Origin of the sequence: Prochlorococcus sp. MIT 1011, assembly GCF_047305235.1 — a bacterium.
In the GTDB taxonomy this organism is placed as follows: domain Bacteria; phylum Cyanobacteriota; class Cyanobacteriia; order PCC-6307; family Cyanobiaceae; genus Prochlorococcus_B.
This window is the reverse complement of record NZ_CP138983.1, coordinates 1,459,168-1,480,982: the sequence shown is the minus strand read 5'-3', so window position 1 is coordinate 1,480,982 and position 21,815 is coordinate 1,459,168. Positions and strand designations below refer to the sequence as shown.

The 21,815-nt window shown below is 37.0% G+C and carries 24 protein-coding genes; 15 read left to right on the top strand and 9 right to left on the bottom strand.

Annotation, left to right across the window (positions count from 1 at the left end; translation table 11 throughout):
• Window positions 1-17 precede the first annotated feature (17 nt).
• The 5 genes from SIB75_RS08870 to proC all read left to right on the top strand — a co-directional run bounded on the left by SIB75_RS08870 (window position 18) and on the right by proC (window position 3,461).
• Window positions 18-932, top strand: a complete 915-nt coding sequence (locus tag SIB75_RS08870) for a CbiQ family ECF transporter T component (protein ID WP_413682921.1) — start codon at window positions 18-20, stop codon at window positions 930-932.
• A 17-nt stretch (window positions 933-949) separates the two neighbouring features.
• A complete protein-coding gene (locus SIB75_RS08865) occupies window positions 950-1,216 on the top strand; it encodes a PipX family protein (RefSeq protein ID WP_413682919.1) in 267 nt (88 codons plus the stop codon).
• A gap of 14 nt (window positions 1,217-1,230) precedes the next feature.
• A complete protein-coding gene (locus SIB75_RS08860; RefSeq protein WP_413684841.1) occupies window positions 1,231-1,869 on the top strand; it encodes a YggS family pyridoxal phosphate-dependent enzyme in 639 nt (212 codons plus the stop codon).
• A gap of 160 nt (window positions 1,870-2,029) precedes the next feature.
• Complete coding sequence (locus tag SIB75_RS08855; RefSeq protein ID WP_413682918.1) at window positions 2,030-2,605, top strand: cell division protein SepF; 576 nt, start codon at window positions 2,030-2,032, stop codon at window positions 2,603-2,605.
• A 49-nt stretch (window positions 2,606-2,654) separates the two neighbouring features.
• Entirely contained in the window at window positions 2,655-3,461 is an 807-nt protein-coding gene (proC, locus tag SIB75_RS08850; RefSeq protein ID WP_413682916.1) for a pyrroline-5-carboxylate reductase, read from the top strand.
• Here proC and SIB75_RS08845 read toward each other — a convergent pair.
• The 4 genes from SIB75_RS08845 to hpf form a co-directional block, all read right to left on the bottom strand.
• A complete protein-coding gene (locus SIB75_RS08845; protein ID WP_413682914.1) occupies window positions 3,352-4,626 on the bottom strand; it encodes a glycosyltransferase family 4 protein in 1,275 nt (424 codons plus the stop codon). The two genes, proC and SIB75_RS08845, sit on opposite strands and share 110 nt — an antisense overlap.
• A 126-nt stretch (window positions 4,627-4,752) precedes the next feature.
• Entirely contained in the window at window positions 4,753-5,550 is a 798-nt protein-coding gene (recO, locus tag SIB75_RS08840; RefSeq protein WP_413682912.1) for a DNA repair protein RecO, read from the bottom strand.
• Entirely contained in the window at window positions 5,550-6,233 is a 684-nt protein-coding gene (gene deoC, locus SIB75_RS08835; RefSeq protein ID WP_413682910.1) for a deoxyribose-phosphate aldolase, read from the bottom strand. Before deoC ends, recO begins: the two co-directional genes overlap by 1 nt.
• Window positions 6,234-6,244: 11 nt before the next feature.
• Window positions 6,245-6,829: a ribosome hibernation-promoting factor, HPF/YfiA family gene (gene hpf / locus SIB75_RS08830; protein ID WP_413682908.1), complete on the bottom strand. Its 585-nt coding sequence runs from the start codon at window positions 6,827-6,829 to the stop codon at window positions 6,245-6,247.
• Here hpf and lipB point away from each other — a divergent pair.
• The 5 genes from lipB (at window position 6,812) to queA (ending at window position 12,782) form a co-directional block, all read left to right on the top strand.
• Complete coding sequence (gene lipB / locus SIB75_RS08825; protein WP_413682907.1) at window positions 6,812-7,546, top strand: lipoyl(octanoyl) transferase LipB; 735 nt, start codon at window positions 6,812-6,814, stop codon at window positions 7,544-7,546. The genes hpf and lipB overlap by 18 nt on opposite strands.
• Window positions 7,547-7,581: 35 nt before the next feature.
• Entirely contained in the window at window positions 7,582-9,555 is a 1,974-nt protein-coding gene (locus SIB75_RS08820) for an AMP-binding protein (RefSeq protein WP_413682905.1), read from the top strand.
• 80 nt (window positions 9,556-9,635) lie between these two features.
• A complete protein-coding gene (locus SIB75_RS08815) occupies window positions 9,636-10,070 on the top strand; it encodes a YlqD family protein (RefSeq protein WP_011823206.1) in 435 nt (144 codons plus the stop codon).
• A gap of 190 nt (window positions 10,071-10,260) precedes the next feature.
• Entirely contained in the window at window positions 10,261-11,631 is a 1,371-nt protein-coding gene (locus SIB75_RS08810) for a dihydrolipoamide acetyltransferase family protein (RefSeq protein WP_413682904.1), read from the top strand.
• Window positions 11,632-11,684: 53 nt separating this feature from the next.
• Window positions 11,685-12,782 carry a tRNA preQ1(34) S-adenosylmethionine ribosyltransferase-isomerase QueA gene (queA, locus tag SIB75_RS08805; RefSeq protein ID WP_413682902.1) on the top strand — a complete coding sequence of 366 codons (1,098 nt, stop codon included), beginning with the start codon at window positions 11,685-11,687 and terminating at the stop codon, window positions 12,780-12,782.
• Between the two features lie 9 nt (window positions 12,783-12,791).
• On the opposite strand, the gene cysK is transcribed toward queA, so the two are convergent.
• The 4 genes from cysK to rpsD all read right to left on the bottom strand — a co-directional run bounded on the left by cysK (window position 12,792) and on the right by rpsD (window position 17,211).
• Entirely contained in the window at window positions 12,792-13,778 is a 987-nt protein-coding gene (cysK, locus tag SIB75_RS08800) for a cysteine synthase A (protein ID WP_413682900.1), read from the bottom strand.
• An 88-nt stretch (window positions 13,779-13,866) separates the two neighbouring features.
• Entirely contained in the window at window positions 13,867-15,333 is a 1,467-nt protein-coding gene (locus SIB75_RS08795; RefSeq protein WP_413682898.1) for a PLP-dependent transferase, read from the bottom strand.
• Window positions 15,330-16,499 (bottom strand): trans-sulfuration enzyme family protein, encoded by a 1,170-nt coding sequence (locus SIB75_RS08790; RefSeq protein ID WP_413682897.1) that lies wholly within the window; start codon window positions 16,497-16,499, stop codon window positions 15,330-15,332. The genes SIB75_RS08795 and SIB75_RS08790 overlap by 4 nt, the downstream gene beginning before the upstream one ends.
• Before the next feature lie 103 nt (window positions 16,500-16,602).
• The gene (rpsD, locus tag SIB75_RS08785; protein WP_413677393.1) at window positions 16,603-17,211 is read right to left on the bottom strand and encodes a 30S ribosomal protein S4; all 609 of its coding nucleotides are present in this window, start codon (window positions 17,209-17,211) and stop codon (window positions 16,603-16,605) included.
• Between the two features lie 92 nt (window positions 17,212-17,303).
• Here rpsD and yidD point away from each other — a divergent pair, with 92 nt between their 5' ends.
• The 3 genes from yidD (at window position 17,304) to SIB75_RS08770 (ending at window position 19,574) form a co-directional block, all read left to right on the top strand.
• Window positions 17,304-17,543 (top strand): membrane protein insertion efficiency factor YidD, encoded by a 240-nt coding sequence (yidD, locus tag SIB75_RS08780; RefSeq protein WP_413682895.1) that lies wholly within the window; start codon window positions 17,304-17,306, stop codon window positions 17,541-17,543.
• Complete coding sequence (locus SIB75_RS08775; protein WP_413682894.1) at window positions 17,540-17,851, top strand: glutaredoxin family protein; 312 nt, start codon at window positions 17,540-17,542, stop codon at window positions 17,849-17,851. The genes yidD and SIB75_RS08775 overlap by 4 nt, the downstream gene beginning before the upstream one ends.
• 193 nt (window positions 17,852-18,044) lie before the next feature.
• Window positions 18,045-19,574 (top strand): UDP-N-acetylmuramoyl-L-alanyl-D-glutamate--2,6-diaminopimelate ligase, encoded by a 1,530-nt coding sequence (locus tag SIB75_RS08770; protein ID WP_413682893.1) that lies wholly within the window; start codon window positions 18,045-18,047, stop codon window positions 19,572-19,574.
• Here the strand turns inward: SIB75_RS08770 and SIB75_RS08765 are convergent.
• Window positions 19,567-20,778 carry an aminotransferase class V-fold PLP-dependent enzyme gene (locus SIB75_RS08765; protein WP_413682891.1) on the bottom strand — a complete coding sequence of 404 codons (1,212 nt, stop codon included), beginning with the start codon at window positions 20,776-20,778 and terminating at the stop codon, window positions 19,567-19,569. The genes SIB75_RS08770 and SIB75_RS08765 overlap by 8 nt on opposite strands.
• A gap of 181 nt (window positions 20,779-20,959) precedes the next feature.
• Here SIB75_RS08765 and SIB75_RS08760 point away from each other — a divergent pair, with 181 nt between their 5' ends.
• Window positions 20,960-21,097 carry a hypothetical protein gene (locus SIB75_RS08760; protein WP_413682890.1) on the top strand — a complete coding sequence of 46 codons (138 nt, stop codon included), beginning with the start codon at window positions 20,960-20,962 and terminating at the stop codon, window positions 21,095-21,097.
• Window positions 21,098-21,575: 478 nt separating this feature from the next.
• The gene (gene psbN / locus SIB75_RS08755) at window positions 21,576-21,812 is read left to right on the top strand and encodes a photosystem II reaction center protein PsbN (RefSeq protein ID WP_413389938.1); all 237 of its coding nucleotides are present in this window, start codon (window positions 21,576-21,578) and stop codon (window positions 21,810-21,812) included.
• The last annotated feature ends 3 nt before the right edge of the window (window positions 21,813-21,815 follow it).

Below are 21,815 nucleotides of genomic sequence, written 5' to 3'. Positions count from 1 at the left end.
AATTTCAGTTTTTATCTATGGATTGGCTAAAAAAGATTCCAATTGGTCAATATGTCTCTGGCAGCTCTAGCTGGCTTCGTGGTATTGATCCTCGGATCAAGCTCTCCTGGATCCTTTTGTTTTTGTTATCACCAATTTTAGCTAACTCCATTTGGAGAATTTCAATCGTTTGTGTTCTTTTATTAATTACAGTTCTTAGTTTGCTACCTCCACGTATTTGGTGGAGGTCTCTAATATTTTTATTGGTTCTCTCTTTAATTTTTGGATTCTTATCGATTGTTTTACCTGCGAGTGAAGCATCAAGTGAATTGACAATAAGATCACCCGATGAAATCCCAGGAGCAATTGTTTTGATCCGACCATGGGAGATTTTTAGTCTGGGGCCATTTAACTTTGGGGGTATTTCATTAGGACCATTAATCGTCGATCGTCGCTCCGCAGAATTAGGTATTAAAACTTCGACTCTAATTTTTACGGTTATTCACAGTGTGAATTTGATGCTAATCACGACCCCTCCTGAAGATCTTGTATGGGCAATAAAGTGGTTTTTAGCACCTTTAACTTTATTAGGATTTCCAATAGATAAGTTGTCATTTCAACTTCTTTTGGCTTTACGATTTTTACCTTTGGTTCAAGAGGAGCTTCAAAATCTCTTTCGTTCAATTGGGGTGAGAGCAATTGAATTTAGAAAATTGGGACTTAAAAGTACATTGGGGTTGTTTGTCACTTTAGGCGAAAGACTTTTGTCTAATATTTTGCTCAGAGCAGAACAGGGAGCTGATTCTCTAATGTCAAGAGAGGGGCTTTGGTTATCATCACAACAACTACGTCCTAACATTGTTGTTGATCCTAGATATTTGTGGATGAATTTAGGTTCGATTTTTTTGCTTTTGATAGCCATTATCTTACGTTGTCTCTATGGTACATCTTAATTAAAAAGAATTAAAATTTGAACGCTGAACGCTATCTAAACCATCCAACTTTTGGAATGCTATATCTAGTTTCACCAGCGAGTAATGGTAGGGATGTATATGCAACTTTATATGCACAGAAAATATTTTTTTTAGTTACTTTGCAACCACGGGGAGCAGCCTTTGAAGTTATTCCATATATGGATGCTCGGCATTATTCAGAAATGCACTTGTCTAAATGTAGGAGAGAAAAATCCTCAGAGATGGATACTTGGCAGGAATTATTTAACCAAACTTTTCTTTGACTTTTGTTGATTTTATGTTGATTGGCTCTGATGAATTTAAGATAATAAAAGATTCTTTACCAGCAGAGGTTCGCTTGCTTGCTGTGAGCAAGGGACATTCTCAAGGATCCATACGTAAGCTTTCTGGCTATGGTCAATTGGATTTTGGAGAAAGTCGTTTACAAGAGGCTGTTCCAAAAAAAAATGAACTTAATGATTTAAAGCAACTTCGATGGCATTTTGTCGGTACATTGCAGAAAAATAAAGTTAGAGGAGTTATTAGAGAATTTGACTTTATACATTCTGTTGATTCTTTGCCTTTGGTTGAACGAATTTCTCGAATTTCAAAAGAAGAGCAAAAAACTCCGAATATATTTTTACAAGTAAAATTTAGGGATGATCCTAAAAAGGGTGGGTTCTCAAAAAAAGATCTTTTGAAATATTGGCCCAACATTATTTCTTTGAATAATATTAATTTGATTGGTTTAATGACAATTCCACCAATTGCGTTTAATTCCTATCAAAGAAAAGATTTATTTTGTGAATGTAGAAATCTTGCAAATCATTTGGGGCTAAAGGATTGCTCAATGGGAATGAGCAACGATTGGCAAGAAGCTATTGAGGTTGGCGCTACTTGGATTCGTTTAGGATCTCTTTTGTTTGGTAAACGTTAGATTTAGTAAATTGTTGAAGATATGAAAAAACTAATAAAAAAGCTTGCCCCTTAAGAAAAGGAACGTTATTTAAGTATATGATTCATCGTTCATTTTTTGAAGATGTATCGATTGTTGGCTTATCCAACTTTTTAACAAATCATCCCGAGAGGATTAACTGGTGTCGCTTATTTCCCGTCTTCGTGCTGTCGTCGCTGGTGATGACTTTTTAGATAGTGATTTTGATGAGCTCGATTACGAAACAAGTGAAGACTTTGAGAATTTCAATAGAGGTAACAAAGGAGCAAGTGGAGAAATGGCAACCATCTCTCAGACCAATCCTTTTGATGGGAGGAATGGCTTTACTTCTTCAAACGTCATTGGCATGCCTGGAATTTCAACAAATGATTCTGAAGTTAGTTTAATGGAGCCTCGTAGCTTTGATGAAATGCCGAGAGTAATCCAAGCTTTGCGTGAGCGTAAAACAGTTATTCTAAATCTCACGATGATGGAGCCTGATCAAGCCCAAAGAGCAGTTGATTTTGTCGCAGGTGGAACGTTTGCTATCGATGGGCATCAAGAAAGAGTTGGAGAAAGTATTTTCCTTTTTGCACCTTCTTGCGTAACAGTAACTAATTCATTTCAAGAGGAAGCCTCTCCTTCAAATATGAGTAATAAGGGTAATGATTTGATTTCCAAGGGAACCTCTTCTGCTCCAGAGCCTGCTTGGGGGGAAACAGTAGCTACAGCTCTTTGAATGATTAAATAGATTGGAAATTTCTATTGGTATAATTGGTCTAGGTAGCATGGCCAAGGCTATTGTTTCACCTCTTTTGGAAAGAGGTGAATACCATCCTCAAAATGTTTTAGGAGTTGTAGGTAGTAGCTCAAGTATTGCACCTGCATTGAATGATCTTCCAAAGGAAGTAAAAGTTGTATCTAGTGAAGATTCCTTGTCTAAAGAGGTATGGAAGGCTCCATTGAAAATATTGGCAGTAAAACCTCAACAATTCAGAAAAATCACAGAATCTTTCTCATCCTTGCAATTGAAAGATCACTTCCCTAAGCCATTATTAATTTCAGTTTTGGCTGGAATTACATTGAAAAGTCTTAAGAAAGCTTTCCCTGGGCACACATGTGTAAGAGCTGTTCCAAACACCCCTTCTCTCGTTGGCCAGGGGATTACTGGTTTAGCTTGGGAGGATGATATAACTTTGGATCAAAAGAAAGTTGTGAGAAAGATTTTTGAGCCTATTAGTGAAATTTATGAGTTAGAAGAGCAAAAGCTTGATTCTTTTTTGGCTTTAACTTCTTCAGGACCTGCGTATATAGCTTTAGTGGTTGAAGCAATGGCTGATGGGGCTGTCGCCGCAGGATTGCCACGACACTTATCCAATCAATTGGCTCATAAAACCCTTTCAGGCACAGCATCCTTGCTAAGAGAAAAAAATTTACATCCTGCTGAACTTAAAGATATGGTTGCCTCTCCAGCAGGTACTACAATTAGTGCTCTTCGACACCTTGAACTTGCGGGCTTGAGATCCGCCTTGATTGAAGCAGTTGTTTTGGCAGCTCAGAAGAGTCGTCAATTGGCTGAAGAGGTTTCGAGTTAGATGACCTAAGAATATTTGCATATAGAGTTTCAAGTGAGTCAATATTTTGTTGAAGTGTATATCTTTCTTCTACTCTCAAACGAGCACGTCTACCCAATTCGTGGGTTAGTACTGGTTGATCGCGTAGAACAGGCAAAAGGGTCCTTAATTGAGAAGTAACTCCCTCAGTGTTAAGTATGATTCCTGCTCCATTTTCTAGCACTTCTCCATCTGCTCCAGCATCTGTCGCGACGCATGCTGTTCCAGTTGCCATGGCTTCGAGTAAAGCGATAGATAGTCCCTCTACAAGACTTGGAAGTAAAAACACCTCAGCTATTTGGAGAAGAGCTACTCTTTTATCTTGATCAGCTTCGTATCCCCACCAAATCACATTATCTTCTTTATTGAAGGTTGAATGATTTTCTAGTGTTGGCCTTAGTGGCCCATCGCCTACTATTACTAGTCGACATCCTTTTGGTTGGACAAATCTCCATGCACGTAGTAAGGCTTCAACATTTTTTTCAGAAGCTATTCTACCCATATAGATAAATATTCTCTCAGAGCCGAGCTTTTCTCTTAATTCAAGTTGAAGCTCGTTTTGTGAATTGGTTGGCTCAAGGGGGTTCCATTTCTTTATGTCAATTCCATTAGGGATTACTTCGAGTCTGCTCTCTTTTACTCCTAGTTTTGCGAGAACCTCTGCTTGCAAGTCTGAAAAAACAATGACTTTGTCATACTTAGCTAATGATGGTGCATAAAGTTGGTAGGTAAGTTGCTGTGTATTTGCAGTAAGATTTCTGAGTTTTGAATCGAAAGCGGGGTGAAAAGTTGCGATCAAGGGTAGATTAAGTTGATGACAAAGCTCAGGTAGTCGAAAATCTAATGGAGAGAGAGTCAGACTTGCATGTACTAAATCAGGTTTAAGTCTTGAGAGAGATTCTCTAAGCTCTCTTTGAGCATTTAAAGAAGGGATTGTATAAACCTGAGATTTTATTAAATAAGGAAGACTTACATCAGGATCATTTGCTAGTAGGGAAGTTTTATTATTCCCATATCTCATTGGGTTATCAAAGTGAATAAAACTGGTTTGATGTCCTCTTTCTCTAAGCTCTTCAGTCGTACTCAGTCCGTAACAGACGTTCCCGCAAAAAGGTGTTTTTTTGCCTAGCCAGGCGATATGGGTCAAACTCTAAAAAAACCGGTATTTCAAACTAGCAGTTAGCCTAAATTTCTTCTCAAACTATTGTAATAGTTAATTAATTTATAAATAAAAATTCTTAACTATTAATTTTTTCCCAATATATTGTTTTACTTATTTATTTAGATCATTAGTAATTATTATCTCTCTCATCATTTGAAGAGAAGTAATTCTTCTTTGTAAATGAGTTTCAACCCAGGTTTCAACAATTTCCAGCAGCTTTAACCAGACATTTTTAGGACCTAATAATTTTCCATTTCTGTGGGAAGGTACTTTTTCAAGTAAAAGTCTTTGAAGTAAAGCAAGTTCAGATGGATTCAGCTCAGTGCGTGCATTAGGCATTGTCCCAATTGCAAAACCTTCTTCAGGAATAAAGCTACACCTCCAGCTCCATTCTCCAATAGGGGGTATAAGTTTGAAGCCAGAATGACAACAGTTTTGAAGTGGTAAGCAATATCCGCCTAAAGCCAATAAATGAATACACGATTGAACGCTTATAGCTAAAGCTTCTAATGAATCAAATTCTTTTTTATGTAATTCATCTAATCTATTTAAATGTATTAAAACCAGTTTAAGTAAATCTTGTTGCGGGTCTTCATTCCCAACCATAATCATAATTAGCTCTGAAATTGCTTGTGCTGCTGAGAGTGTTTCGATGCTTTTTCCAAGGTTTCCATAACTCTTAATAATCTTTATTTGCGTAACTCGCCTAAGATTTTTTTTCCCGACTATGTGTAAATCTAAAAAATTAAAAGGTGATGTTGCTCCTAGTCTACTTTTTGGTTTTCTTGCCCCTGGTATTGCAAGACGAGATATTCCATTTTCTTCACTAAGTATGGTTAAAAGCCTGTCATTTTCGCCTAGGGGTCCAACTTTTAAAGACAATCCTTTCATCCTCTGATTTGAATTCATTACTCCTTTTCCTTTTGTCCTTGGGTGATTTCAAAACCAAAACTTGTTCCAATATATGTTGACCCTGCTTCAATGTGTTCAATTGCTTGATCAAAAGTTTTAATTCCTCCGACAGTTTTAATTGAGCAGCGATTTTTAACAATTTTAGAGACATGATTGGTTTGCTCCTTTGAGACAGATGGACCAAAACCATTACCTATTTGAATTCCAATTGCGCCTGCATCAATTACAGCATCTATTGCCATAGAAAGTTTTGATGAGTTGAAGAGTATATTTGCATCAATTATTACTCTTACTGGAATACCTAGTTCACTTATTTGATTTATTTCTTCAGCAAAAAGTTCTATATTTCCTTCTTTTAATGCAAAATAATTTGGAACAAGATCTAACTCTTCTGCTCCTTTCTCTATTGCATACTCGGCTTCTTTTTGTTTATTAGAAGTTGGGATGAAGCCAAAAGGAAAGGCAATTACTGAGATCAATTTTGTATTACTTTTGCTCCCTAACCTTTCACGTGCAATTGGTAGAGTTGTAAGACTAGTGCATAAGCCTGCGAAGCCACTTTGCTTGGATGCATCACAAACCTGGAGAATCATTTCTTTATTGAAATGAGGATTTAGGACTGCTTGATAAATTACATTAGAAATTTTGGCATGTGCTTCTTCCAAGCTGTGTTTACTCATTTGACTAGTATCTATATTTTTTCTTGGATTACGCCATATCCTCCGTGATTTCTCTTGTAGATGACTCGTAAAGCTGACCCATTTCCCTCTCTAAATAAATAGAAGTCATGATCAATCAGGTCTAATTGGACTCTTGCTTGCTCAATTGTCATAGGGTCCATTTCAAAATATTTGCGCCTTACTCCTGGGCTAGGTAGATGTGGTTCTTTACCTTCAATGAGTGAATGATCTGAGGAAGAATAATTTTGAGTTTCTTCGTTTTGGACTGATTTCGTTGACTGAGTATTATGTACATTATGACTGTTATGTCGCTCTTTGTACTTACGTAATTGTCGTGCAAGTTTATTTGCTACTAAATCAATGCTTGCATAAAGATTTTCACTTCTTTCTTGGGCTCTTATCACTGTTCCATTTGCAAAAACAGTCACCTCAGCTGTCTGTTGTGGCACGCGAGGATTTCGAGCGACTGAGAGGTGGACATCAGCCTCTTGTACCATTTCTTGGAAATTGTGAGTTGCTTTATCAATTTTTGTTTTGGTGTAATCACGAAGTGATGGAGTTAATTCAAGATTGCGTCCATGAATAAGAAGCTTCATTCTGTTTCGCCTGAATCAGTGCCTAATAGCAACTTAGATCTAACCCCTCAACTTGCACAATCTTCTTCCGCTTTTCTTTTTGAACCTAAAAAAATTGTGCCATTTGAGACTGCGTTAGGTTGGCAGAAGGATTTTCAGAAAAGCCTTATTGAGGAACCGTTCTCACCACAAGCAGTATGGTTTCTTGAACATTTTTCTTGTTTCACAATAGGTAGAGGTAGCGACAAAAAAAATTTATTATTTGAAGAAAATAATTCTCCTTTGCCAGTTTTTAGTATTGAGAGAGGAGGTGAAGTTACGCATCACATGCCTGGGCAGATCGTTGGATATCTGGTTCTAAATTTAAATCTTCACAAAAAAGACTTATCTTGGTATTTGAGAGAATTGGAGCAAGTGCTGATTGATGTTCTTGACTTGTTGGGAATAGAGGGGAAGAGGGTAGATGGCTTAACAGGAGTTTGGTGTGAAGATAAAAAGGTTGGTTCAATAGGAATTGGTTGTAAGAGATGGGTAACTCAGCATGGATTTTCACTAAATGTAGATTGTGATCTAATTGGTTTTGAAAAGATAATTCCGTGTGGACTAGATAAAGTGAAAGTAGGGAAATTGAGTGATTGGATACCTGGCATCAAAGTCTGTGACGTTACGCCTCTTTTAAGGGAATCTGTTAAAAGACGTTTTAAATTGAACTGGGAAAAAATAAATCAACCTCTTTAAATATCACTAAAAAAATAACAAATTATTTTTTGGCTATGACAAAAACTAACTCACAAAAAAATATATTTTCTTCTGAGGATGCTTTGGCTTTTTGGATCCCTAATAGGAAAGAGGAACAAGCAATTAATAGAAGATCTCATCTTAATAAGATCACTCAAGTCGACGAGATTTGGGAACTATTAAAAGTTCAGTTAGGGGAGGTATTGGCGGTTGATTCACCACATACTTTCCACCCAGAAAGCTTTACATATGAAGAACTTGCAGAAAATATTTCAATGGCAGCATCTGCTTTTTCTCAGGTCGGAGTAGAACCTGATGAGGTGGTCGCTCTTTTTGCCGAAAATAGTCCTAGATGGCTCATCGCAGATCAAGGTCTTATGCGAATAGGTGCAACAGATTCTGTTAGAGGTGCGACTGCTCCACCAAGTGAACTTAAATATATTCTTGAAGACTCAAATGCGGTTGGATTGATTGTTCAAAACTCCGATGTATGGGAAAGACTTTCGCTTAATGATGATCAAATAAATAATTTGAAATTTGTTCTTCAACTGGAGGGTAAAGCTTGTGAAGGCGTTTTTGAATGGGAGACTTTTTTGAAGAAAGGATTGAATATAGAAAATGTAAGTAAACAGGAGAAAATAATTGATAAGCAACCAAAAAGAATAGCAACCATTTTATATACTTCTGGAACGACTGGTAAACCTAAAGGAGTTCCACTAACACATTCTAATTTATTACATCAAATCAGGTCTCTAGCTTGCGTAGCGAACCCTTCTCCAGGTGCGCCTGTATTAAGTGTATTACCAATTTGGCATTCATATGAACGTAGTGCAGAATATTATTTTTTTTCTTGTGGTTGTACTCAAACCTATACATCAATTAGGCATCTTAAGGAAGATTTGCCAAGGGTTAAGCCAATAGTAATGGCAACAGTTCCAAGGCTTTGGGAGTCAATAAAGTTAGGGTTTGAGGATGCTGTTGATAAAATGCCGAGGCTGAGAAAGACCTTGATAAAAAGTGCGATTTCTAATAGTAAGGCATATAAATTGGCACGAAGAAAACTTTATTTTTTAACTATTCAGAGTGTTTCTAGTTTTGAACAAATAATCTCTTGTATAGAGATTATTTTACGGTACCCCATTCATAGAATTTCCTCTATTTATTTATGGCCAAAAATCCTTACCAAGATTTGTGGAGGAAAATTGAGATTCCCAATTAGTGGTGGAGGTGCAATTGCTCCGCATATTGATTCTTTCTTTGAAGCTTTAGGTGTTGAATTATTAGTTGGTTATGGCTTAACAGAAACTAGTCCAGTCCTCACATGTAGAAGGCCTTGGAGAAATATACGTGGGGGTGCGGGTCAACCATTGCCACAGACTGAGATAAAAATAGTAGATCCTGAAACATTCCAAATAAAAAAACTGCGTCAAAAAGGTTTGGTTCTTGCGCGTGGTCCTCAAATAATGTCTGGTTATTTAGGGAAACGATCTGAATCGAAGAAGGTTTTAGATGCTACCGGTTGGTTTAATACTGGAGATTTAGGGATGTTGCTTTCTGATGGATCCTTAATCCTCACTGGAAGAGCAAAAGATACGATTGTGCTAAGTAGTGGAGAAAATATTGAGCCTGGACCTTTGGAGGAATGTTTGATTGCTAGTCCATTGATTGAGCAGGCTTTGCTATTGGGTCAAGATCAAAAATATCTTGCTGCTTTGATTGTTCCAAGAATTGATCACGTAAAAGAATGGCTGGCAGAGAGGGGTGTGAATTCAAAAGTTGTTCTTGGATTATCTCCTGAAAATTATGAATTAAGACAATCTCTAAAATTGGAAATGAATCAAGCACTAGCAAATCGTCTCGGATCTAGAAGAGAAGAGAGATTATTTTCAATTGCCTTGGTAGAGCCATTTACAATAGAAAATGGCTTGTTAACGCAAACTCTTAAGCAAAAACGTGAAAAAATTATCCAACGTGATTTGAAACTTATAAATGAAATATATGGATTGTAATTTGTTTGTTTGGCCAATTAAATTGACCAATACTATCTTTTACTGAGACTCTATGGGTCGAATCATGATTTATTGATCAGGTGGACTCAATTTCTATAAAACGTTCAATAACTGTCAGAGCAGTTGTAACACCTTCATGGAAAGAGGAGGCTGAGCGTGAATTAAGTAATGCAATATCAGCAATAGATCAGCAACTTGGTGAATTAGAAAAAGAAGGACAACAAATTGTTGATGGTATTAGACGTCAAAGCTCTAATCCCCTTGACCCAAGAGTTCAAGAGCAAGTCGCTCAAGTTCAGAACCAAGTTGCTTCGAAGAGATCAGAATTTGAAGAACAAAAAAGAAATCTTCTGTCACAGCAATCTCAAGTTCGTGAGTTGGAGATGGAACAAATCGTCGAGCAAGGACAAATTGACAGCTTTTGTGATTTAAAAGTTGGTGATAACTTAGTCAGTAAAATGGGTGTGAGTATTTTGGTCAGAGATGGCGTAGTAGAGGCAATTGATCAAGATTGAAATTTGGTCGAACTAATATTAATCCAAAAATAATTTTTGATATTAAGAAGAAATCCACATAAAAAAACCTATCGTTGTAAGGAAACTCATGTAGAACTAACATTGGTATGTATTGATACTTGCAAAGCTTCTAGATAGAAAATTTTGAAGCCTTGCCACAAACTCTCCATAAAGGAAATAGGAACAAATTATGGCCACTTATGACATCTTTATGCCTGCTTTAAGTTCAACTATGACTGAGGGCAAAATAGTTGAGTGGCTAAAAAAACCTGGAGATAAAGTTGAAAGAGGTGAGTCAGTTTTAGTTGTTGAGTCAGATAAAGCTGATATGGATGTTGAGTCTTTCCAAGATGGCTTTCTTGCTTCGATTGTGATGCCTGCAGGCAGCTCTGCACCTGTTGGAGAGACAATTGGATTGATCGTTGAGACAGCAGATGAGATCGCTGCGGCTCAAGCAAATGCACCTTCTCCTTCCCCTCAATCAGGTCCTCAAGAAAAAGAGAGTTCATCGCCTCAAGTTCAAGAAAAACAAGCCTCTGTTGACTCTCCTAAAGCAACAGTAGTTACAAAGGCATCTCCTGCACCTCTTGTTTCGGAATCCTCTGTAAATCAGGATCAGTTTTTAAATGATGGTCGAATAGTCGCTTCCCCAAGAGCTAAAAAACTTGCTTCTCAAATGGGAGTGGATTTGGCAACTGTTAGGGGCTCAGGACCTCATGGACGAATACAAGCTGAGGATGTTCAAAGTGCAAAAGGGCAACCTATAAGCGTTCCTTGGATTGCAGAAAGTAATGCTCCAGCGAAAATCGTTTCTGACGTGCCTCGCATAGAAAAAAAATCTGTTGACTCTGGTAAGCCACCTGCTCCAGGGAAAAGTTTTGGATCTAGAGGAGAAACAATTGCATTCAATACTCTTCAACAAGCTGTAAATCGGAACATGGAGGAAAGTTTAAATACTCCTTGTTTCAGAGTCGGATATTCAATTCTTACTGATGAATTGGATGATCTTTATAAACAAGTTAAACCTAATGGAGTAACTATGACTGCTTTACTTGCTAAAGCAGTTGGCTTAACCCTGGCTAGACACCCCCAGGTGAATGCAGCTTTTAGTTCTGAGGGGATTGCCTATCCTTCACAAATAAATGTAGCCGTTGCAGTTGCGATGGAGGACGGAGGGTTGATAACTCCAGTGCTGCAAAATGCTGATAAGACGAGCCTTGCTGATTTATCCCTACAATGGGCTGATCTTGTTAAGCGTGCGAGGAATAAGCAATTAGAACCGCAAGAATATAGCAGTGGAACGTTTACACTCTCGAATCTAGGTATGTTTGGTGTGGATCGTTTTGATGCAATTCTGCCCCCAGGGACTGGAGCAATTTTAGCGGTAGGAGCTTCATTGTCTAAAGTTGTTGCGTCTAAAGATGGTTCGATTTCAATCAAAAAACAGATGCAAGTAAATCTTACCGCTGATCACAGAGTGATATATGGAGCTGATGGAGCACTATTCCTGAAGGATTTGGCATATTTAATCGAAAAGAACCCTTATAGCCTCTCGTCTTGAGATTTAATTAGTTGAGCTACAATTGATTTTTTCTTACTTTAATCTCATTTGATGTGTTAGATCAAAAAGATAATCTTTTAAGCTCATATAACTATGATTTGCCAAATGACTTAATTGCTCAATCACCTACCAAGAGTAGGCATGATGCTAAATTGATGATTGTTAAAGATGGCCTCGATGATTCTTTAAACCTTGTGCATGCAAAGGTATGGGACATAAAGGATATCTTGAAAACTGGTGATCTTTTAGTTGTTAATAATACGCGAGTTGTTAAAGCAAGATTGAAAATTCGATTGTCAGGAGGAGGGACAGGTGAATTATTGCTAATGGAACCGAGGGGTGATGGCCGATGGCTTTGTCTTGGTCGTCCTGCTAGGCGTATGAGAGGAGGTGATCAATTGTGGTTGCATACGTCACCAGATAATTCTTTAATCTTGAAAGTTATTGATAAAGATGAGAGAACAGGCGGAAGAATTATTCAATTTTCAAATGAGTTTACTAGTTGGACGGAAATGGAAAAATTACTTGATTTATGTGGAGAAGTCCCATTGCCTCCATATATAGATAAGGACAAATCTAGTGGTCATGAGGAAAGCTATCAGACTAGATTTGCTTCGAAACCAGGAGCCATAGCTGCTCCCACAGCGGGCTTACATCTAAGTGATGAACTTATAGAAAATTTAAAAACGAGAGGTATTAAAATTACTCAAATTACTTTGCATGTCGGCTTAGGAACTTTTAGACCATTAGAGAAAGAAGATCTATCTCAGTTGCATTTACATAGTGAGTGGATAGAGGTTACTGAAGAGACCATCAAAGCGATAATTAATTGTAAGGAGGATGGGGGGAAAGTTTTTGCTGTTGGCACTACAAGTGTGAGAGCCCTTGAGGCTGCTTACCTTTCAGGAAGAGGAACTTTGAAGCCGTATGAAGGTAAAGTGGATTTGGTAATTAAACCAGGATTTAAATTTTCCGTCATTGATGGATTGCTCACTAATTTCCACTTACCTAAAAGTTCTCTATTACTTTTAGTTAGCGCTCTAATTGGCCGAAAACGTATGTTGAAACTTTATAAGCATGCTATTTATAACAAATATCGATTTTTTTCTTATGGAGACGCGATGTTGATAACACCGGAGTCAGTTATATAAACTCAAAAGTCAAGCTAATGATGGTTCTTTAATAACGCCTGTAGGAACATTCTCAAACATTACGGATGAGATATATCTTTCGGCAAGGTCAGGTAGAACTACAACGATTGTCTTTCCCGAGAACTCTTCTTTTTCGGCCAGTCTTACAGCTACAGCGGCAGCAGCACCACATGATATACCAACTAGTAGACCTTCTTCTTGTGCTAAGCGCAATGCCATTGCAATAGACTCATCATTAGAGACTTGCTCAACCTGATCTACTACGGATAAGTCAAGATTCTTAGGAATAAAACCAGCCCCAATGCCTTGAATTTTGTGAGGTCCTGGTTTTACTTCTTCTCCATTGAGAGTTTGTGTTATTACTGGGCTATGAGTGGGCTCTACGGCAACAGATAATAATGAATGATTTTTTTCTTGCTTTATGAAACGAGAAACACCTGTTATTGTGCCACCGGTCCCGACGCCAGAGACTAAAACATCAATTTGACCATCGCTATCATCCCAAATTTCAGGACCTGTTGTTTTGAAATGTATTTCTGGATTAGCTGGATTATCAAATTGTCCTGGCATGAAGTATTTTTGAGGGTCGCCATCTGCTATTTCCTTCGCTTTCGCTATGGCGCCAGGCATTCCTTTCGCTGCTTCAGTAAGTATTAATTCAGCACCAAGAACGGCCATCATTCTCCGACGTTCAATTGACATGGACTCAGGCATTGTGAGGATTAACTTGTAACCTCGAGCAGCAGCTGTATAAGCAAGGGCTATTCCAGTATTTCCAGATGTTGGTTCAATAATGACTTTATCTTTATTGAGTAAACCTTTCTTCTCAGCATCCCAGATCATATTCGCTCCAATTCTACATTTGACGCTGTAGGCAGGGTTACGGCCTTCTATCTTTGCAAGTACTGTTGCTTTTGCATTTTTTGTAATCGAATTAAGCTTAACTAATGGTGTATGACCAATAGCAAAACTATTGTCTTCATAGATTCTGGACATTTTTTTAATGACTTAATTAACTAATACTCTAAATCTATATAAGAATCTCGGTAATTGGTTATTTAGATAATCTTTATTAGTGATTTTTTTATATTGCTGAATTAAATCTTGACCATAATTCATCTTCATTTTCTAGCCCTACTGATACTCTTAATAAGTGTTCTGAGACGCCACAACTGTCAGCCCATTTCAATTCTTTAAAGTGAGCCAACTGAACATATGGACAAACTAATGTAAAATTTGTACCTAAACTTGGTCCTTTGTTTACTCTTAATGAATCATAAACCCTTTTTGATTCTTCAATCCCCCCTTTAAGTTCAAAAGATAATAGACATCCATAACCACCTCCTTCCTTTAATAGCGAATTAAAATTTTTACAATGTTGAGGATGTAAAATCTTTGAAACTTCTTTTTTTGTTTCTAATTTTTCTTTCAGCTTTAAGCAAGATGTATTTAACCTTTTTAAGCGATCCTTTACGTCTCTACTAGTTAACTCCAGCTCTATAGCATCTGAATCAGATAGTGTAGATAATGCAACTTTAGGAATTATCTCAGTTAATTCTTTTTTCCATTTAGAGTATGGGCTAATGACAGAACTGCCAGCAAGAATATCTCCTCTTCCAGCAAAACTTTTTGTAAGAGAACTAAAAATGACATCTGCGTAAGGAGTTAAGTGAACATTTATAGATGAACCGATTGTATCGTCAACAATGACAGGGATATTTTTATCTTTGGCTAATTTTGAAACAGATATGAGGTCAATACATCGTAATAAAGGGTTGCTTGGTATTTCTATGATTAACGCAGCTGGATTCTTTTTGTCGATCTCTTTTTTTATATGACTTAATTTTGTTTGTACAATGAGATCACTCCCTTGGAAAATAATCTGAGGTAGTTTGAGTACATCAACATATGGGAAGCCTATTTGAAGCGTCGAAGACGTCCCTTTAATACAATATATCCCTGAAAGAATAGTCGTTAAGGCAGCCATGCCTGAGCGGTGTAGTCGTATTAGACTGCTATGACAATCGTATATATTTGCTAAACGATTAAGAAGTTCGTCTCGAGCACGATGACCATCCGAGGTCGAGGGTCTTTTCTCTCTCCCTAGAACAATTGCCGCTTCACGTGACGACAATCCAAGACCAGTGTGTTGCCAGAAGGCTTTTGCTGAAGGGGAACTCCTTTGGTCAACAATTAGACAGGAAATACCAAGAAAATCTTTTATTTTTGAAGAACAATCCGAACATTTTCGATGACAATATTGTTGTGCACTCAATGCAGAAGCTCTATTGGGATAAGGCCAGCTACTTTGATGTGATTCTCCATGAAACGCAAGTGATTTTCGAGCTACCTCAGCAACAAACGGATGAAACCCAAATCTAGGGTAAATTGCTTTTAATGAATTTATACAGGATGGAGCCTTCTCTTCGTAGTCGATTACATCTTTCCATCTAGGCAATGCAACAGATACGGCATGTGGCCGACTTGGGAGAGGCTCTCCTAAGTCTTTAGCACTCCAGCAAGGATCATTTAGTAAATTTCTTTCAGTCAAGAGATCTTTCCCAATGCTTGATTTAAATCAGCACTTAAGTCCCCAATATCTTCACATCCGACAGAAAATCGAATAAGTGAATCAGTAATACCAATCTTTAATTTTGTTTCTTTTGAAACTGAAGCATGTGTCATTGTTGCTGGATGGCAAACAAGGCTTTCAATTCCTCCGAGACTTTCTGCCATTTTGAAGTAATGAAGACTTTTGCAAAATGAATAAGTTTGGGCTTGGGTTGCGTTAACTGTGGCTGTAACAATTGCTCCACCCATAGACATTTGTCGTTGAGCTAATTCCCATTGTGGATGATCACTCCTAAAGGGATAACGAACTGATTTTATTGCTGGATCCTCGGCTAATTGATTGGCTATTTTAGATGCATTATTTATTTGCCTTTCTAAGCGAAGTGGAAGAGTTTTTATTCCCCTAGTAATCAGCCAGCAATCAAAAGGAGAAGGATTTAAGCCAAGAGCTTTTTGGGCGAAATTTAGCTTGTCTTTCCATATAGCACTCTCGGTGCATACCGCACCTCCCAGTGCATCTGAGTGACCATTGATATATTTGGTCGTGCTAGTTAAGGATAAGGTCGCTCCAAGTTTAAGAGGTCTTTGTAATATAGGTGTCGCAAAAGTATTGTCTACAACAACAGGAATTTGCATTTTATTTGAGAAATGGCAAATTCCCTCAATATCAATAATTTTAAGAAGTGGGTTGGTCGGACTTTCGATCCAAATCATCGCGGGTTTGTGATTTGAAATGACTTCTTGGAAATCGGGCTTGGTAAAGTCTATCCATTGAGTTTTTAATCCAAAACGATTAAAAACTTGTTCAAATAATCTTACCGTACACCCATAAAGGTTCTCCTCACAAAGGATTAAGTCTCCAGACTTAAGTGAGGAGACTATTGCTGTAATTGCAGCTACTCCAGAACTAAATACACTTGCAAACTGACATTCTTCCAGATCAGACAAAACTGATTCAAGAATTCGAAAATTTGGATTTCCTGAACGAGTGTAGTCAAAGCCGCCCTCATTGCCATGGACGAAAGTTGAGGTTGGGAAGATAGGAGGCATTATTGATCCGGTCTCTTCAGAAAAATTTTCTTTGTGATGAATGACTCTTGTGTTTAATCCAGTGCTGAACTCCTTGTCTTTTTTTATTGATCCCATATCCTTTGAGTTGTTTTTCTATAGGCTATAGAAAAACATGGAAAAGCCCCTGAAAAAAGGGGCTCCATAATTAAATTTAATGAGAAATAAGCTATTTGTAGCCCTATACCTTCCTTGAGTAATACTCAACAACTAGCAATTCATTGATTTCAATAGCAACCCATTCCCTATCTGTCTTTGCAGATATCTTTGCCGAGAGTTTAGTTTTATCAAGCTCAAGGTGTGGAGGAACATTCGCAAGACCTGGGAATTCTAAGTTGGCTTGTGCCAATTGCTTACTAGCTTTGTTATCTCTAATAGCAATTACATCTCCAGCCTTGCATTGGTAACTTGCAATGTCAGTGATCCTGCCATTAACAGTTACATGTCCATGGTTTACCAGCTGTCTTGCACCTGGGATGGTAGGTCCAAAGCCAAGTCTAAAACACACATTATCAAGCCTGTTTTCCAGAAGCTTTAAGAGATTTGTTCCTGTGGAACCTTCCTGAGCACGAGCTTTTTTTACATAGCGAACAAGCTGGCGTTCAGAAATACCATAGTTGAATCGAAGTTTTTGCTTTTCTTCGAGTCGGATCGCATATTCAGAGCGCTTGCGACGGGCTTGGCCGTGCTGACCTGGGGGATGAGACCTTTTTGCGGCCTTCCGGGTGAGACCAGGTAGGTCTCCCAAGCGTCGCGTGATCCTCAATCGAGGTCCGCGGTATCTAGACATAAGGGTTTAATTTAGAAAATGTTTACTGGTAAGGGTAATCTGGAAGTAAATCCATCAGCCCTTTATTTACCAGTTCATTATTCTATCTAAAGATGCTTACAAAGATCAATAAAGCCATTGCATTTATTTTTGTTGGTTTAATTTCTTTTTATCAGAAGTGGATTTCGCCATTATTTGGACCGAGTTGTCGATTTATCCCTAGTTGCAGTGCTTATGGGATAGAAGCCGTTGCTAAGCATGGCCCTTGGAGAGGTGGTTGGCTGACTTTGAAAAGATTAAGCAAATGTCATCCTTTTACTCCTTGTGGGTGTGATCCAGTTCCAGAAAAATGAACTCAGAGGTATTGATTTTATATACACGTAAAGGGTGCTGTTTATGTCAAGCACTTGAAAAAAAATTGTCTAATATATGTTTGAAAAAATTAAAACCTTCTATTGTACTTTCCATTGTCAACATAGATAGCGAAAAATTGTCTTTAGATATTAAAATGAAGTATACAAACGAAGTTCCAGTAATAGTTCTTGACTCCAATCTCTTGTTAAAGAAGATTGAATTACCTCGGGTTTCTCCACGTTTAAAGGAAGATATGCTTTTTTATTGGATACAAAAGAATTTGAATATTTTGTACAAAACATCTTAATTAAATAATCATTTCCTTTTATTATTTAATTACTTTTTGATCTCAAAGAGAAAAACATAATTTAATTTTTTTAATTTCTGAAATTCTTATTAATTACTGAATCGTACGTAGATTTATTTTGTGGTGAAAATCATGCAAATCTTTTTATACTTGAAATGATCCTTCATTGATTTTTCATCATCAGAGGTTTGTTTTGTCGCGTTATCTACACACTTTATTGAAAGCAATTAACGTTGTAGTTCCTCCAGGGTTAGTAAATCCAGAGATAAAAAATCTTTCATGTGATTCTAGGGAAGTCCAAAAAGGTGATTTGTTCTTAGGTTTAGACGGTGAGAAAGTTGATGGAGGGACTTTTTGGGCAAAAGCAATTGAGAGCGGTGCTTGTGCGGCCATTATTAGTAAAAATGCTTCTCTTTTGAATCCACCAACTAATGAAGACCCCGTGATTATAATCCCGGACCCCGTATCACTATTTTTGGGCAAATTGGCTGCAGATTTTTGGGGGAAGCCATCTAGTGAGATTTGTTTGATAGGTGTCACAGGTACTAATGGTAAAACGACTATATCTTTTTTAATTGAATTTTTGACTGCTTCGCTTGGATATCCATCCGCCTTGTTTGGAACATTAATTAATCGATGGCCTAACCATGAGGAAACTTCAAAATATACAACTACTTTTGCTGTCCCTTTACAGGCACAACTTAGTAAAGCTGTTCAGGCAGGAGTTGAATATGCAGCAATGGAAGTAAGCTCACATGCTTTATCTCAGAATAGAGTTGCTGGTTGTGATTTTAGTGGAGCAATATTTACAAACCTTTCAAGAGACCATTTAGATTATCACGATTCAATGGAATCTTATTTTGAGGCTAAAGCTAGTTTGTTCCGATCACATTTAATAGAAGATGATCGCCCTAGGTCAGTTGTCAATATAGATGATAAATGGGGTGGATTATTAGCAAAAGAGTTAAACCAAAAATGTTGGACATGCTCATTAAAAGAGAACTCTCAAACTAGAGAGAAACCAGATTTATATATTAGTAATCTTCAAATTATGCAAGATGGGTATAAGGCAAAATTTCATACTCCCTTTGGGTCTGAAAACTTTTTTTCACCACTAATAGGTGATTTTAATTTGATGAATATCTTGCAAGCAGTAGGTATCCTGGTCCAAAGAGGATTTCCCTTAAAAGATCTTTTGGCCGCGTTAAAAAAGTTCCCTGGAGTGCCAGGGAGAATGCAAATGATAAATATGGATGGATTTAAAGTTAAAGACGGCTATCCACTAGTAATAGTAGATTATGCGCATACACCGGATGGTTTGCAAAATGCTTTAATCGCATCGAGATCATTGACGAAAAAAAAATTAATTTGTGTCTTTGGGTGTGGTGGTAATAGAGATAAAGGAAAAAGATCTAAGATGGGAGAAGTTGCTGCTAAGTTAGCAGACTATGTAGTTGTGACATCTGATAACCCTCGGCAAGAAGATCCAAGCGAAATTATTAAAGATATTGCAAAAGGTATAACTTCTGATTCTGAAGTTACTGTTGAGCCAGAGAGGTCAACAGCAATTCAACTGGCTATAACAATAGCCATGCAAAATGACGTTGTTTTAATCGCAGGGAAAGGTCATGAGGATTATCAAATTCTAAAATATCAGACAATATATTTTGATGATCGTGAACAAGCGAGAAAAGCACTATCTGTAAAAAAGACTTTTATATAGACTCTTTAGTCGAGATGAAATTTTTTAGACCAATAACAAGATTATCGACTTCGTTTAAATCTGTAGTGATATGAACGCAAGCTCGAAGCCATTTGGGATCTTCGAGAACTCTAATCCATAAATTCTCTTGTCCAAGATGGTTGACGACCTCTTCAGGAGAAGTGAATCCATTAATAGTAAAACTCACAATTCCAGAAGGTGGAGGACTACTTAAAACAAGTTCAATATTTTTTATTTGGTTTAGTTGCTCCCATAGTAAAGAGCTGAGGCTTTTAATCTTACAAAATCGTTCAGTCTCGTCTCCTTCATTGTTTAGCATTATCAGGGAGCTCCTGAGACCAGCTAAAAGAGGGACACATGAAGTCGCTATCTCAAAACGTCTTCCATCAGAGTGAAAAGGAGTTTTGTTGTTGACATATATTCCTTCTTCAACTTTTAAGCTTTTCCAACCAATTAATGTTGGGCTTGATTCTTCTAGAATTCTTGTTGAAAGAGCAACAGCTCCAAGTCCCTCTGGCCCGTAAGCCCATTTATGTCCTGTAAACGCATAGATATCTGCATTGTCACAAGCACCTTTAATTGGGATGTGACAAAAACTTTGAGCAGCATCAACTAATAAATAAGGTTTACTTGAATGCTCTTTAAGTTTTTTGGAAATAAGTTCAATTGGCATGATTTGTCCAGTATTCCAAAGGAGATGCGAGAGAACAACAAGCTTTGTGTTTTTTTGTAGGTAGTCATCTATCAATTTAAGTACTGATTTATACGTCTCATCTTTTTTGTCATTACCATCGCATAATTTTGATACGGGTAGTATTGAAATTGTCAGATTCTTTTTTCGAGCTAATTCTTTACATGCTGCAACTATTCCTGGATGCTCACAATCGCTAAGTAATAAATTTTCACCATCAGCAAATGGAAGTCCTAATAAAGGCAAAATACATCCCGAGGTGACATTTTCAGTAAAGGCTATTCTCTTAGGATGAATATCACAAATCTCGGCTATAAGGTTTTTTGTAGTTATGACTTCTTTAGTAATGTATGGCCAGACATTATTTGTGAATGGACCTAGGCTTTGAATCGTTTTCCAACTCGAAGTTATTGCATTTAATGATTGAGTTGGCAGTGGACCCTGGCCCCCATAATTAAAATAGTCTTTATTTTGTAGAGCGGGCATATCGTCTTTGAGAAATATTGGCGACATATCTTTTATCTTTTAGTTGTGGTAACTAAGAATATCTTTTTTTTGCAAACTTACCAATTTGAATATGTCTTTTGATTATGTGAACCTTAACGTCTACCATTTTTTAATCATAATATTGAGCAATTTTAAATCAAAGAACAGGTCATTAAAGTATGATGTCTGTTAACTTTTTGATTGGTTTATGAATATCAAAAAAGAGCAAAAAATCAAAGCTCAAGAATGGGTGGTTATGTTTGATGGGCAAATAAAGAAAAGTGAGAAAGATATTGATTCTTATGAGCATCATTTGAAAGTTAACAACCAGAAGAGTGAAGAGTGATTTGATTTTGCTTCCATAGGGCAAATTAGTGAAAATGACATTTCTGTTGGATTTTTGAATTGCGTTTTATTTTAACTGTTTCACTTTTTGTGGTTTTTTACATTAATATGCAATATCAAATTACGTCTTAATATGAAAATTGATTTTGGCCCTATAACTTTTAGCAGGATTGCTAGCATCCTTTTGATATTGGGTTTCTTCGGTCTTTTAGCTTACAATTCTACTCTTTAAAATTTACATGTTAATACTTTGACTGCATAATAAATTGATTTCATGCATAGAAATTAAATAATTGTCTATTATTTATTATCAATTATTTTCTAAATTATTTATTATTTGAAAATCATTTATCCATGTATGTTTTTTGACTTTTTTATTAATGAAATCAAAGATTATATTAGGCCAATTTAATTAGTTTCCATTTGTAGCTCTCGATGCTTGGATTCATACAGTACAATCTTGAAAATTATCGATACAAATGGAAACTTCAACTACTGATCCAACTTTATTGATGCTGATAGGGGGAATAGTTGTTTTACTAGCTGGTTCAGTAGCTTATGGTATTTACTCAACATTTGGGTCAGGCTCAAAAGAGCTCAGAGATACTATTGATGAACACGCAAAAATGCATGAACTAGGTATTGCTCATGGACATGGTGGAAGTTCAGAGGCCTATGAAATGTCTGGAAAACTTCAAAAGGATCAAATTTCGTAAAAA

Coding starts and splice junctions, on each gene's coding strand:
- SIB75_RS08870 (WP_413682921.1), top strand. CDS start 18: ATGGATTGGCTAAAAAAGATTCCAATTGGTCAATATGTCTCTGGCAGC.
- SIB75_RS08860 (WP_413684841.1), top strand. CDS start 1,231: ATGTTGATTGGCTCTGATGAATTTAAGATAATAAAAGATTCTTTACCA.
- proC (WP_413682916.1), top strand. CDS start 2,655: ATGGCCAAGGCTATTGTTTCACCTCTTTTGGAAAGAGGTGAATACCAT.
- recO (WP_413682912.1), bottom strand. CDS start 5,550: ATGAATTCAAATCAGAGGATGAAAGGATTGTCTTTAAAAGTTGGACCC.
- deoC (WP_413682910.1), bottom strand. CDS start 6,233: ATGAGTAAACACAGCTTGGAAGAAGCACATGCCAAAATTTCTAATGTA.
- lipB (WP_413682907.1), top strand. CDS start 6,812: ATGAATAAGAAGCTTCATTCTGTTTCGCCTGAATCAGTGCCTAATAGC.
- hpf (WP_413682908.1), bottom strand. CDS start 6,829: ATGAAGCTTCTTATTCATGGACGCAATCTTGAATTAACTCCATCACTT.
- SIB75_RS08820 (WP_413682905.1), top strand. CDS start 7,582: ATGACAAAAACTAACTCACAAAAAAATATATTTTCTTCTGAGGATGCT.
- SIB75_RS08810 (WP_413682904.1), top strand. CDS start 10,261: ATGGCCACTTATGACATCTTTATGCCTGCTTTAAGTTCAACTATGACT.
- cysK (WP_413682900.1), bottom strand. CDS start 13,778: ATGTCCAGAATCTATGAAGACAATAGTTTTGCTATTGGTCATACACCA.
- SIB75_RS08790 (WP_413682897.1), bottom strand. CDS start 16,499: ATGGGATCAATAAAAAAAGACAAGGAGTTCAGCACTGGATTAAACACA.
- rpsD (WP_413677393.1), bottom strand. CDS start 17,211: ATGTCTAGATACCGCGGACCTCGATTGAGGATCACGCGACGCTTGGGA.
- yidD (WP_413682895.1), top strand. CDS start 17,304: ATGCTTACAAAGATCAATAAAGCCATTGCATTTATTTTTGTTGGTTTA.
- SIB75_RS08775 (WP_413682894.1), top strand. CDS start 17,540: ATGAACTCAGAGGTATTGATTTTATATACACGTAAAGGGTGCTGTTTA.
- SIB75_RS08765 (WP_413682891.1), bottom strand. CDS start 20,778: ATGTCGCCAATATTTCTCAAAGACGATATGCCCGCTCTACAAAATAAA.
- SIB75_RS08760 (WP_413682890.1), top strand. CDS start 20,960: ATGAATATCAAAAAAGAGCAAAAAATCAAAGCTCAAGAATGGGTGGTT.
- psbN (WP_413389938.1), top strand. CDS start 21,576: ATGGAAACTTCAACTACTGATCCAACTTTATTGATGCTGATAGGGGGA.